The organism is Corynebacterium dentalis (assembly GCF_900232865.1).
Lineage (GTDB): Bacteria > Actinomycetota > Actinomycetes > Mycobacteriales > Mycobacteriaceae > Corynebacterium > Corynebacterium dentalis.
In genome coordinates this window covers 13,255-25,864 of sequence record NZ_OCTS01000005.1, presented here as the reverse complement: position 1 = coordinate 25,864, position 12,610 = coordinate 13,255, and the positions used below count along the sequence as shown (strand labels likewise).

The window sequence follows — 12,610 nt, the reverse complement described above, 5'->3', positions numbered from 1 at the left end:
CCACGGGAGCACCGCGAAGGTTCTTAGAAAGTTCTACGCTATATCCGAGACATCAGCCTACACTATAGGAACGAGTGTTCGATATATATTTCTTCGGCGCGTCTGGTCATAGCGGAAGCCACTGATTGCTTGCGTCGAAAAAGAAGTCAAAGATCCTCCCCCAACCGCCTTTCCGCAGGCACATCGAAATCGTGACACAAGGCCAGCCAAATGTCGCGTAGCTCGACTCCCTGTTCGATAAGGGTCGAGGAACTCTCCCCAAAGCCCTCCAAGACGTGCATATCGGCGATCCAAGAACCAAAGGATCCGCCAAACTCACCTTCTACCAGCCGATCAAATTCTGCACGTCGCATGGTCCCCGACCTTACAAACCTTCGGACGTACCGCGCCATTCCGCACCCAATACGCCCACAATTGAACGGTGTTTAAGGCCAGGGTTTAAGATGATCCGCATGCACGAAACCTCAGCTGCCACACAGCCAACTAACCAGACCGCATCCCCACGCACGCACACGGCCACCGACATTGCCTATATCGCCACCTTCGCCGCGCTCATCATCGTTCTCGGCGCGATAGCAATCCCCGTGGGCTCTGCGGGCGTGCCCATCGTTTTGCAGAACATGGGAATCTTGCTGGCATCGATGCTTCTGGGCATGTGGCGTGGCGGGCTGACCACCGCACTGTTTCTCGGCGTGGGACTCTTGGGCGTGCCAAATCTTTCCGGTTGGACACCCACCATCAGTGCACTAGCCGGACCCAAGGTGGGCTACATCGTGGGCTACCTAATCTCTGCCTTTGTGGTGGGTGCCATCGCTCAGCTGGCTCCCATGCAAGCTCGCACCGGCGCCGGCGCAACGCGCTTCGCCCTGTTCGTTCTAGCCGGCCTGGCCGGTGTGTTGGTGCAGTACGCCTGCGGCACCATCGGCCTCATGCTTCGTCTCAATCTCGATCTTCCTGCCGCCATGGCCACCAACCTGCCGTTCGTTCCAGGCGATCTCCTGAAGATCGTCGCGGCCGCTGGCATCGTCACAGCTGTGGTCAAGGCTGTGCCCCACTTGCTTCCAGTGAGCCGCAGTGTCCGTCGTTGAGTTCACCGGAGCTTCCGTCGCCGCTCCGGATTCCACGATTCTACATCCCACCGACCTACGCATTACTGAACACCGCGTGGGGATCATCGGTGCCAACGGCTCGGGAAAGTCCACGCTGGCGCGCCTCATCAACGGCCTGACGCTGGCGTCTGCAGGCCGAGTCACGGTCGATGGTGTAGATCTCGCTCACCGTGCCCGTGAGGTGCGTAAGCGGGTCGGGTTCATTTTTTCCGACGCCGACAGTCAGATAGTCATGCCTACCGTCGCCGAAGACATCGCGTTTTCCCTACGGAAGCAGAAACTCTCCCGCCAACAAAAGGCGCAGAGAGTCCAGGAGGCCCTGGCCTCAGTGGGATTGGACGGGCACGAGGATCAGTCCCCTCACCTGCTCTCCGGAGGTGAAAAGCAACTGCTGGCGCTCGCCGCCATCACCGTCTTAAACCCTGCGCTCATTGTGGCCGATGAGCCCACCACGTTGCTGGATCTGGGGAATCGAATGCGTGTGCAGCGCATGTTCACAGAACTGCCCCAGCAGATGATCATCTTGACGCACGATCTAGATTTGGTACGTGATGCTGACCGCGTGATCTGCCTTGCTTCTGGCCGCGTGGTGGACGATAGCCTGCAGAGCAGTCCTGGTGAGGTGATCGATCGGTATGTTTCTCAGTTCTAAGCGCGGCCCACGTCTGACCCGGAGCACGTATATCCCGGCGGACAGTCCGATTCATCATCTACCCGCTGGCGCTAAGGCTCTGGCGGTGATCTTGGTTCTCCTGCTCACGGCTCTATTTGTGACCTCGATCCCGGTTGCCGGGTTGGTCTTGGTTCTAACGCTTGTCTTGTACGCCGTCGCACGGATCCCCTGGCGCGCTGCCTTGTTGAACCTCAGGACTCCCCTTCCCGTGCTGCTTATTCTTTGCGGATTGCTGTGGTGGAGGGTGGGTTTTGCGGTGGCGGCCCATCGTTTTCTGGTGCTTTACGCAGCGGTAGCACTGGCGATACTTCTGACGCTGACCACGCGGGTTTCGGACATGTTGGACTCCTTGGAACGCGGACTGCGTCCATTAGAGAGATTTGGCTTTCCGGTAGACAGCGTGACACTGGCGCTGTCCCTGACCATGCGGTTGATCCCACTCCAGTGGGATCTGGTGAATGAAGTCCTCGACGCGCGTAAGGCCCGCGGGGTGTCTGGATCTCCACTGGCTTTCGGTGTGCCAGTGATTGTCCGTTCGCTCCTGCGGGCCAAAGCAGTCGGTGATGCATTGATCAGCCGAGGTGTGGGCGACTAAGTCTGCACTTTCCGCGAAATTCTCAACCGCAGCCCGGCCGGAACGCGTGAAAAGTTCTAGGACTCTCCTCGCAGCTGGCGCATGCGCTCTGCCACGGCATCGTTAGCCAGGTTGCCTGCGGCAGGTTGTCCACCGGAGATGGCCTGCTGATTCTGTCCGCCCTGCACCTGGTTCTGGCCAGCGTTTGCTCCGCCGCCCATCTCTGCCCGAATCTGCTCCAAGCGGGAGTGTCCGGCCAGCTTGACGCTTGCCTGCTCCACTTCCATCATCCGGCCCTGTACGGAGTTCTGCGCCAGTTCCGCCTGACCCAACGCGTTAGCGTACCGAGACTCGATCTTCTCCCGAACCTGGTCCAGGGAAGGACCGCCGTTATTGGTCAGAGAGTCCATGGACTGCAGGGTGTCCGCCACGCGCTCCTGCATCTTTGCCTGCTCCAACTGGCTCAGCAGCTTGGTGCGCTCGGTGGTCTTCTGCTGCAGCTGCATCGCGTTGCGCTCTACGGCCTGGCGAGCCTGTGCGGCGGTCTGCAGAGCTTGGTCATGCATAACCTTCAAGTCTTCAACGGACTGCTCGGCGGTGACCAGTTGTGCGGCGAAAGCCTCGGCGGCATTTTCATACTCCGAAGCCTTCTGGTTATCGCCGTTGGCGCGAGCATCGTCAGCCAGCTGCAGTGCGTTCTTGGTACGAGCCTGCAGGCTTTCGATATCCTGCAGTTGGCGGTCGAGCTTCATCTCCAGCTGGCGCTGGTTACCGATCACGGCTGCTGCTTGCTGTGACAGTGCACGGTGCTGGCGCTGTGCTTCCTGAATGGCCTGCTCAATCTGGATCTTGGGATCCGCGTTCTCTTCGATCTTGCTATCGAACAAAGCCATAAGGTACTTCCATCCCTTAGTGAATGGATTAGCCATTGCGAGAACTCCTTAAACAGGGTGCATCCGGACAAGCCGCCGCACACTCTAGTGATTGTTGTAGATCGGGCTTGATTCTACCAGTGACAAGCCACGCACACGGGCTAGTTCCGTGCAGCTTCAGGCACGGCAGGCTGGCTGTTCATCGAGGCGGCCAGCTGTGCGGCAGCGGCATCCAGCGCCATCATGTCCGCGGCTTCCAGGATCACGGAGGCCACGGATACTCCCATCGCGTGGCAGACGCTCGCGAGCAGCTCCGAGGACACTTCCTTGCGCCCGCGCTCTAGCTCGGACAGGTAGCCGGGGCTGATGTTTGCCATCTTGGCCAGCTCCCGCAGAGTAAATCCACTCTGCGAACGGAACTCCTTCATCGTGGCACCCAATGCCTCGCGCAGCAGTGGTTCGTTGTCCGGAACGTGCAGCGCTGACGGCACGTTGGCGTGCTCGTTCCGCGATTCGGTGCCTACGGCTACCGAATTGTCTTCCCTCACCATCGTTTGTTGTGTCATCACACATCCCAACGGATAATCGCGCGGTTTTGTTCCCGCAATCCTAACCTTTCAGACGCTCGAGCAACCCCGAGAGCGCAAAATTGACCGCTAGCTGCCGAATCATCGCCCGCTGGTGCGAAATCTCCGCCTCCGTTGGGTCCCCTGTGGTTGAGCTAGCGTGCTCAAGGAACGGTGGTCGGGGCATTCTTTGTGCCGACGCCAAGCCCCTGACCGACCACCCAACGTAAACCTCCCCCACGGGATGACCATCCTGGGGATCCGGGCCTGCCACTCCCGTTAGTCCAATGCCTACATCCGCTGTGCAGCGCTGCGCTGCGCCACTCGCCAATAGTTCAGCTACGTCGGGATCAATGGGTCCCTGTTGACTAAGAAGTTCCGCATTCACGTCCGCCAAAGAATGCTTGAGGTCCGTGGCATAAACCACGAGCCCGCCGCGCAAGACGTTCGAGGCTCCAGGCACGCTGGCCAACGATGCAGCACACAGGCCTGCCGTTAGCGATTCAGCAGTGGCAAGAGTCAAACCTTCTTGCCTGCATCGTTCGATCACCGCACGGGACAGCCGAGATGTCTCGTCAACCAGCTCATTCAAAGACGTAGAGACCATCAGGCAACCAGCACTTAAGCCTGTTGTTTGCGACTGTCTAAGAGATACTGCACACCGGAGACAACGGTAACGATCACCGCGGCCGCCATTACGCCATGAGCAACCCATTCCATGGGGCCTTCCATGGGAAGGATATAGAGAGTCACTGCCAGTGTCTGCAGTACAGTTTTCAGCTTTCCTCCCTTGGAGGCTGGAACCACTTGTCCCTGGCGAGCCAAAACCATTCGCCAGGCAGTAATTCCCAGTTCGCGGACCACGATGACCACCGTGACCCACCACCACAGATCGGCCAAGATATTCAGGCTGACCAGAGCGGAGATCATCAGCGCCTTATCCGCGATGGGATCTGCCAGTTTGCCGAAGTCCGTAACGACCTCGTACTTACGGGCTAAAAAGCCGTCTAGCTGATCGGTGAACATCAGCAGGATGAACGTGAGAAGCGCCCACCACCGAGAGCTCAGTGCGGAGCCTCCGTCTTCCCAACCGCCACTGGACAGGATCAGCCACAGGAACACCGGGATCAAAAGGATGCGCACGGTGGTCAACACGTTGGGCAAACTCATGCTGTACACCAGACGTCCGAACGCCGAGCGCTCAACCTGGTGCGCTGTCTGCCTAGTCATGAGTGTGAAGTGTGTCCTATTCCCTCGTGCGCGAGACGGTGCGGTGAATGTCTATTTACGACTCTAGTGCGAACTCGTAGTCTACCGAACAACTCGCCGCGTACAGGTGTGAGTTTTACTCGGAAGCCGCGCCAGCTTTCGACTCTTCTGCGGAAGCCTTTTCCGCCCGCTTCTTACCAATGGTCAGCGAAGCCACCGTGGTGATAACCAAAATGCCCACGATCACCAGCAAGGACATCTCCACCGGCACCTCTGGCACCGCAATACTCTCGCCACCATTGATGAACGGAAGATTGTTTTCATGCAGGGCGTGCAGCAACAGCTTGATACCGATAAAGCCCAGGATCAGAGACAGGCCATAGGACAGGTACACCAGCTTGTCCAACAGTCCGTCCAGCAAGAAGTAGAGCTGGCGCAGACCCAGCAATGCGAAGGCATTGGTGGTAAACACGATGTATGGCTCTTGGGTAATGCCGTAAATAGCTGGAATGGAATCCAGCGCAAACAGCAGATCCACAAAACCGATGGCCACCAGGGCAACAAACAGCGGAGTCAGGACGCGCTTGCCATTTTCCTTAAACCACAGTGCGTCGCCGTGAGTTTCTCCCTTCACAGGAATGACCTTGCGGATCAGTTTGATGATCGGCATGTCATTGGGGTCAGTCTCTTCCTTGTCTGCCACCTCATCCCACAGCAACTTCGCTGCAGTCCACAGCAGGAAGATCGCGAACAAGTAGAACACGTCGGACCAGGCCGAAATAACTGCAGCGCCCAGCAGGATGAACAGCAATCGCATAGCCAATGCGATGGCGATACCGATCAACAGCACCTTTTGCTGGTACTGACGCGGAATCTTAAAGGCACCCAAAATGAGCGCGAAAATGAACAAATTGTCCACGCTCAGTGCCTTCTCCGTCACATAGCCGGTGAAGAACTCGATGCCATGCTGATGTGGATTGCCGGGCTCACCCCAGGTCAGCCACAGGAAACCGCCGAACACGCACGCCAAGGCGATATAGAAGATGGACCAGCCTGCGGACTCCTTCATCGAAGGGTCATGCGGGGTTTTTACGTGCGAGTAGAAATCGAAAATGAAAAAGCCAGCGACCACCACAATGGTGATAGTCCACGTCAAAGCATTTACTTCCATGAAAAAAGACCTCCGGTCTCAAAGCGTTCAAAAAGGACCGGAGGTCTCCCCCACTGTGTGCGCCAGCATATTTTCAGCTTTTGTCGCTGCTGGGCATGACAGCCGACATGACCGAGTACCGCCAGCCGAAGCTGAGGTGACCGTGTTGACGGCCGATGTCGTGGAATCGGGGTACTCCCCTCCATTGCCTACAACTGTACACGGCAATGTACTTATTCCCGTATTCCCAAATCAATACTCGGCACCGAGGCGCTATCGGCGCCGAGGGGAAAGATCCTGAGATCTAGTTCTCCTAGAAGGAACCGGTGGTCGGGCGGGCAGAGACCACCCGTGGAGAATCATGACCGGAGCCGGAGGCCTGGTCTGAGTTGGCGTCGGAAATAACACCATCCTCATCCCCTTCCGAACCGGGTTCATCGCCATCCAGATCCACGTCCTTAGGAGCATCCTCCGGATTGGCACCCTTGATCATCCAAATGATGGTCTCCAACTCATCCGGCTTAACCAGCACCTCGCGGGCCTTGGAACCCTCGGACGGGCCCACTACTCCGCGGGTTTCCATCAAGTCCATCAAGCGACCTGCCTTGGCGAAACCGATGCGGAGCTTGCGCTGCAGCATGGAGGTAGAACCGAACTGGCTGGCGACAACCAACTCCACGGCCTGGATGAGGTCTTCGAGGTCGTTGCCGATATCGGCGTCGATGTCCTTCTTCGCCTCGGCAGCCTTGTTCTCGGTGACACCTTCGGTGTAGTTCGGGTCCGCCTGATCCTTGGCAGCATCCACCACGGCCTGAACTTCTTCATCGGTGACGAAGGCGCCCTGAATACGCCGCGGCTTGCCCGCACCCTGTGGAATGAACAGGCCATCGCCCATGCCGATCAACTTCTCCGCACCAGCCTGATCCAAGATCACGCGGGAATCCGTCAGCGAGGACGTGGCAAAGGCCAAGCGGGACGGAACGTTGGTCTTAATCAAACCAGTGACCACGTCCACAGACGGACGCTGCGTGGCCAGGACCAGGTGAATACCCGCCGCACGAGCCTTCTGCGTGATGCGCACAATCGCATCCTCAATCTCACGCGGAGCAGTCATCATCAGATCGGCCAGCTCGTCGACCACACACACGATGTAGGGGTACGGACGGTACTCGCGCTCGCTGCCCAACGGAGTGGTGATCTCGCCAGACTTGACCTTGCGGTTGAAGTCCTTGATGTGGCGCACACGGCAGCTCTTCATGTCCATGTAGCGCTGTTCCATCTCTTCCACCAGCCACGTCAGCGCGGCCGCTGCCTTCTTCGGCTGGGTGATGATCGGCGTGATCAGGTGTGGAATGCCCTCGTAGGGCGTCAGCTCCACCATCTTCGGGTCCACCAGGATCATGCGGACTTCCTCCGGAGTGGCGCGCGTCAGGATGCTGACCAGCAGCGAGTTGACGAACGCGGACTTACCGGAGCCCGTGGAACCAGCCACCAACAGGTGCGGCATCTTCTGGATCGAGTGCGCCACAAAGTCGCCTTCGATGTCCTTGCCCAGGCCCACCAGCATTGGGTCGTGATCGCCGACCACCTTGGGAGCGCTCAGCACATCGCCCAGGCGCACCATTTCACGGTCCGAGTTCGGCACCTCGATGCCCACTGCGGACTTGCCAGGTATTGGGGTCAGCAGACGCACGTTGTCCGTAGCCGCAGCGTAGGCCAGGTTGGACTGCAAGTTGGTGATCTTGGAGACCTTCACGCCCGGTCCCAGCGCGATCTCGTAGCGAGTCACTGTAGGGCCACGAGAAAAGCCGGTGACGGTGGCATCGATATTGAACTCTTCGAAGACGTCCGTGATCGCCTCGATCATCAGATCGTTTGCCTCGGAGCGCGTCTTCGGTGCTTCACCGGGAACCAACAGGTCCGTGGACGGCAGGTTGTAATCCGTCTCCGGGTCTCGTGCCGTGGTGTCTTCGTTTCCGACGCCAGCTCCTGCCTGTTCCACCTCTGACTTCGGAGTAGAGGCGGGAACGGCCGAAGCATCGATGCCGGAACGGGCGATGATCGCTTGCCGCATGGCCTCGCGGGAATCGTCCACGGGATCCTTCGCTGCGGCCTTGGCTGCGGGCTTGTTGTCCACTGCCTTCTTCTTCGCTGGCGCAGGAGCAGAAGAGGCGGCCGCTACAGGAGTTGCTGCCGGTTCGTCATCTTCGAGCAGCTCCGCCGCGTCATCCAGCGGCGCGGACTTTCCCACCTTGGCGCGCGTGCTCCTGCGACTGCGAGGTGCAGCGGTCTCCGCATCAGCTGAGGCTGCCACACCAGCACGGCCTGCACGTCCTGCAGAGGTGTCCAGCACTTGGGTCTGGTCTGCTGGTTCCACCGGATAGTTGTCCATTGGGGTGGGCGCGGTTCGCGCACGGGACGGCCGCGCGGATGCAGGCGCACCGCGGGTTCGTCGAGGCGCGCGATCGTCCTCGATGGACTGCTCCAGTTCGGCATCCACATCGCTATAACGATCATCTACGTCAGCATCGTCATCCTCGGAATAGTCTCGGCGCAGTCCGAGCCATCCGGTGACCTCTCCCCACACCTGCGCAATGGTCAGTCCCGTCAGCTGCAGGGCTCCGTACACTACCGCTAGCAGCAACAGCGGTACCGCCAGGTACGGCGTGAAGCCCACGGCCATGGGGCTGCCAACCAGCTGGCCCACGAGGCCACCGGCGGCGGCCTTGCCTTCCGAGCCAGTTGGTGTGCCGGCGAAGATATGGATGATTCCCAACGTGGATACCACGATCAGGATCGATCCCAACCACAAGCGCAGCGGGGATCGTTGAGTGGTCCATACGCCGACCATGAGGATCCAGGCGCCGAACAACAGCAGGACGGGAACCAGCAGAGAGCCAGCACCAATGAAGAACTGCAGAACGCTCGCGATGCCGTTACCCACGGCTCCGCCCACGTTGAACCACAGCGTGCTTCCCAAGATGATAGCCAGTGCGAACAGTCCCAGTGCTGCACCATCATGGCCTCCGCCTACCTCACGGTAGGAGTAGCCTTCGGCATCCTCAGTATCCATATCTGTGTCAAAGACTTCAGTAGGAGCGTCTGGGTTATCCACGAAGTCATTATCTTCGCGGAATCCGCTGGAAGCCGCCTTGCGCGTCAATCCGCCGATGCCGCGAGCCGCTCCGGAAAACACAGATCCTAAAGAACTGCCCACAGCACCGAAGGCGCTTCCGGTCCTCTCGTAGTCCGATCCAGCGTGGAAGCTGCCCGGAGATTGTCGACGTGGGGCCGGACGCGCAGACGAGTTATGACCGCCTTGGGACTTCCGACGGTTCTGGGAACCATGGGAACCACTGGGGCGGCTGGTCGTGCGGGATCGCGAACGGCTAGACACAGTCATGCCTCCACTCTAGTCGCACTAATCACATCAGTAACAGTCGCAACACGCGCCCCGACGGAGAAACTACTTACATCCGTGGGATTTTGCTCTCCCAGGCCTAGATGCTGCGCCGAGAGATGCGCTTCTGCGCGCCTGGCTTATCCTCGGAGATCTCCACTTCGGCAGCGTCTTCCCTGCCGAATACCCACAGCAGCAGCTCGCCAACAGGCCCAGAGATTCGCACCTCATCGCCCTGTTTGGCACCACAAATGTGACGCTCTGGGGATGCAGCGGAACTGTCAGGGTTGGCGTCGACTGCCTCAAAAACTACCTGGACACCGTCGGCGCGCACCATGACCCGCGAGGCCTGCTGCACCACACGCCACAACTCGGCACGCATCTCGGCAGGCAGCTCTCGAGGAGCAACCCGCTCCCCTCCCCCACGGCGCACATCCTCGTGGTGAATGAAGTTTTCGGAAAGATTCACGAAGGAATCCGCGAAGCGAATGGGGTTCCACTTCGGAGGACCCTGACGGAAACCCTCCACTAGCTCCTCATAGGGGCGCTTCTCCAAGGTGCTGGTCACGCATTCCAAGTGACTCTTGACGGGAGGAAGGAACATGCCGGCGGCCGCGTCCGGACGATGCTCGCGAAGGTAGAGGTGAACGGCCATATCACGGGTCTGCCAACCCTCACACAGCGTGGGGGCAGAAGGGCCCTGGGACAGCAAAAGACCCGCCAGAGCCTCGCGCTCTTGACGAGCGAAAGACTCTGAACGGGCCGAATTGGACTGGGATGCGGAAGTCATGCAACCCAGCCTAACCGCTTACTGAGCTGGCTGAGTGTCTTCCTCGTCCAGCTCTTCCACGATCTCGCTGGTCATCGGAACCACAGTTGGAACGATGAACGGCTTGCGCTTCCACTTATCGGAAATCAGCTTCCCCACGCGACGACGCAGCGCCTGAGCCATGCGGTAAGGATCATTCTCACCCTCACCAGCAAGGTCCATCATGATGTTGTCCACCAGCTCGGTGATCTCGCGCATCATGTCGCGCGCATCATCCGAGAAGCCCTTGGTCTGCACGGATGGTGCTTCCAGCGGGCGACCAGTGCGGTTGTCGATGACCACGGTGATGGACACCAGGCCACCCTCGGCCATCGCGGTGCGGTCCTCGAGGACCTCGGTATCGATATCGCCCATACGAGAGCCATCGACGTAGAGGTTACCCACGGTCATCTGACCAACGACCTTCGCATGACCGTTGACCAGGTCCACGAACACACCGTTTTGCGCGATGGGGATGTTATCGCCATTAACGCCGGTGCTGATGGCCAGATCGCGGTTAGCGCGCAGGTGACGCCACTCGCCGTGGACTGGCATCGCATTGCGCGGACGGGCAGCGTTGTACAAGAACAACAGCTCGCCGGAGTAACCGTGGCCAGAGGTGTGCACCTTGGCATCGCGGCCGGTGATCACGGTCGCGCCGATCTGGGACAGGTTGTTGATGACGCCAAACACGGCCTCTTCGTTACCTGGAACCAGGGAGGACGAGAGGATAATCAAGTCTCCAGCCCTGACAGTGATCTGTCGGTGCTCGCGACGTGCCATGCGGGACAGCGCTGCCATTGGCTCGCCCTGCGTACCCGTAGTGATGAGCATGACCTTGTGCGGAGCCATGCGGGAGGCATCATCCATAGAGACGATGGTTCCGCGCGGTGCATTCAGGTAGCCCATGCGCTCCGCGATCTCCATGTTGCGGATCATCGAGCGACCGTTGAAGGCCACCTTACGACCAGCGGCCACGGCGGCGTCCACTGCGGACTGCACGCGGGAGACGTTAGAGGCGAAGGATGCCAAGATCACGCGCTGCTTGGCCTCGCCCACGATGCGCTTCAGCGTCGGAGCAATGTCTGCCTCGGATCCGGACACGCCAGGGGTGGTGGCGTTAGTGGAATCACACAGGAACAGATCGATGCCCTCATCGCCGAAGCGAGACAGTGCAGGCAGATCCGTCGGACGGTTGTCCAGTGGAGTCTGATCCAGCTTGATATCGCCGGTGTGAACAACCAGGCCAGCGCCAGTCTTCAACGCGATGCCCAAGCACTCCGGGATGGAGTGGTTCACAGCGAAGAAACGGATATCGAACGGTCCGCGGTTCTCGTGGGAGTTCTCGTCCACCTCGATCAGCTTCGGACGCTGACGGTGTTCCTGGGTCTTGGCAGCAATCAGCGCGCAGGTGAAGCGAGAGGCAATGATCGGAATGTCCGAACGCTGCTTGAGCAGCCAAGGGATAGCGCCGATGTGATCCTCGTGGCCGTGGGTGACAACCAAGGCCTCCACGCGATCCCACTTGTCCTCCAGGTAGGAGAAATCAGGCAGGATCAGGTCCACGCCAGGCTCGTCGGAGCTGGGGAACAACACACCACAGTCGATGATGAGCAAGCGGTTGTTGTACTCGAAGACGGTCATGTTGCGACCGATCTCGGAGATACCGCCCAGGGCCACGATGCGCAGACCGTTCTGCGGTGCCTTTGGAGGCGATGGCAGGCGCTGGGTCAGGTCCATGCCCTGCATGGCCTTGAGTCCGCCCTTACGACGATCGCCGCCGTTGTTGTTGCCTCCACGTCCGCGACCACCCCGGTTGTTTCCGCCGTTGTTGTTGCCACCGTTTCCACGGCCGCCATCACGGTTGTTGTTTCCGCCACGGTTGTTGTTGCGGTTGGAGCCGTTGTTGTCTCCACCGTTGCCGCCGTTGTTACCGCCACCGTTGTTGCCACCATTGCGGCCCCGGCCACGGGAGCGGCGAGAACGACCACGGTTACCACCCTGGTTGTTATCGTCACCACCCTCGTTGGAGTCGTTTCCGTCGTTGCCGGACTGGTCGTTAGCAGGCTGCTCAGCGGCAGCGCGTGCTGATCCACCGTCGTTAAAGGTGGTTGCTACAGCCTCGTTGGCTGCGGAGGCCTGAGATACGGCATCGATATTCGTCGCTTCCGAGTTAGCGGCAGTTTCCGCGCTTGGCGGAGCTGCCTTCCGGGTCACCTTGCGGCCCCGGGAACGCTGTTCAGTCATAT

Annotated in this window: 12 protein-coding genes; 3 read left to right on the top strand and 9 right to left on the bottom strand. The window is 59.5% G+C overall.

The features are described 5' to 3' along the window. Positions 1-146: 146 nt before the first annotated feature. Positions 147-353: a DUF3046 domain-containing protein gene (locus CS919_RS06085; protein ID WP_099298613.1), complete on the bottom strand. Its 207-nt coding sequence runs from the start codon at positions 351-353 to the stop codon at positions 147-149. Between the two features lie 99 nt (positions 354-452). On the opposite strand from CS919_RS06085, the gene CS919_RS06080 reads away from it, so the two are divergent. Genes CS919_RS06080 through CS919_RS06070 form a run of 3 tightly spaced genes read left to right on the top strand, consistent with a single transcriptional unit; the run spans position 453 to position 2,377 of the window. Further along, on the top strand, positions 453-1,088 hold the full coding sequence (locus CS919_RS06080) for a biotin transporter BioY (protein WP_099298821.1): 636 nt from the start codon (positions 453-455) through the stop codon (positions 1,086-1,088). Next, positions 1,075-1,761, top strand: coding sequence for an energy-coupling factor ABC transporter ATP-binding protein (locus CS919_RS06075; RefSeq protein ID WP_099298612.1), 687 nt, complete (start codon positions 1,075-1,077; stop codon positions 1,759-1,761). The genes CS919_RS06080 and CS919_RS06075 overlap by 14 nt, the downstream gene beginning before the upstream one ends. Continuing rightward, the gene (locus CS919_RS06070; protein WP_099298611.1) at positions 1,745-2,377 is read left to right on the top strand and encodes an energy-coupling factor transporter transmembrane component T family protein; all 633 of its coding nucleotides are present in this window, start codon (positions 1,745-1,747) and stop codon (positions 2,375-2,377) included. The genes CS919_RS06075 and CS919_RS06070 overlap by 17 nt, the downstream gene beginning before the upstream one ends. Before the next feature lie 56 nt (positions 2,378-2,433). Here the strand turns inward: CS919_RS06070 and CS919_RS06065 are convergent, their stop codons facing one another. From CS919_RS06065 to CS919_RS06030, 8 genes are all read right to left on the bottom strand, one after another. Beyond that, complete coding sequence (locus CS919_RS06065) at positions 2,434-3,285, bottom strand: PspA/IM30 family protein (protein WP_099298610.1); 852 nt, start codon at positions 3,283-3,285, stop codon at positions 2,434-2,436. 104 nt (positions 3,286-3,389) lie between these two features. Then, positions 3,390-3,794: a helix-turn-helix domain-containing protein gene (locus CS919_RS06060; protein WP_099298609.1), complete on the bottom strand. Its 405-nt coding sequence runs from the start codon at positions 3,792-3,794 to the stop codon at positions 3,390-3,392. A gap of 43 nt (positions 3,795-3,837) precedes the next feature. After that, entirely contained in the window at positions 3,838-4,401 is a 564-nt protein-coding gene (locus tag CS919_RS06055) for a CinA family protein (RefSeq protein WP_099298608.1), read from the bottom strand. A 14-nt stretch (positions 4,402-4,415) separates the two neighbouring features. Then, positions 4,416-5,024 (bottom strand): CDP-diacylglycerol--glycerol-3-phosphate 3-phosphatidyltransferase, encoded by a 609-nt coding sequence (pgsA, locus tag CS919_RS06050; RefSeq protein ID WP_234990850.1) that lies wholly within the window; start codon positions 5,022-5,024, stop codon positions 4,416-4,418. 115 nt (positions 5,025-5,139) lie between these two features. Next, positions 5,140-6,174, bottom strand: a complete 1,035-nt coding sequence (locus CS919_RS06045) for a TerC family protein (RefSeq protein WP_099298607.1) — start codon at positions 6,172-6,174, stop codon at positions 5,140-5,142. 292 nt (positions 6,175-6,466) lie between these two features. Continuing rightward, positions 6,467-9,556 (bottom strand): FtsK/SpoIIIE family DNA translocase, encoded by a 3,090-nt coding sequence (locus tag CS919_RS06040; protein ID WP_099298606.1) that lies wholly within the window; start codon positions 9,554-9,556, stop codon positions 6,467-6,469. Positions 9,557-9,653: 97 nt separating this feature from the next. Beyond that, complete coding sequence (locus tag CS919_RS06035) at positions 9,654-10,343, bottom strand: TIGR03085 family metal-binding protein (RefSeq protein WP_099298605.1); 690 nt, start codon at positions 10,341-10,343, stop codon at positions 9,654-9,656. 18 nt (positions 10,344-10,361) lie between these two features. Then, positions 10,362-12,608, bottom strand: a complete 2,247-nt coding sequence (locus CS919_RS06030) for a ribonuclease J (RefSeq protein WP_099298604.1) — start codon at positions 12,606-12,608, stop codon at positions 10,362-10,364. Positions 12,609-12,610: the final 2 nt, after the last annotated feature.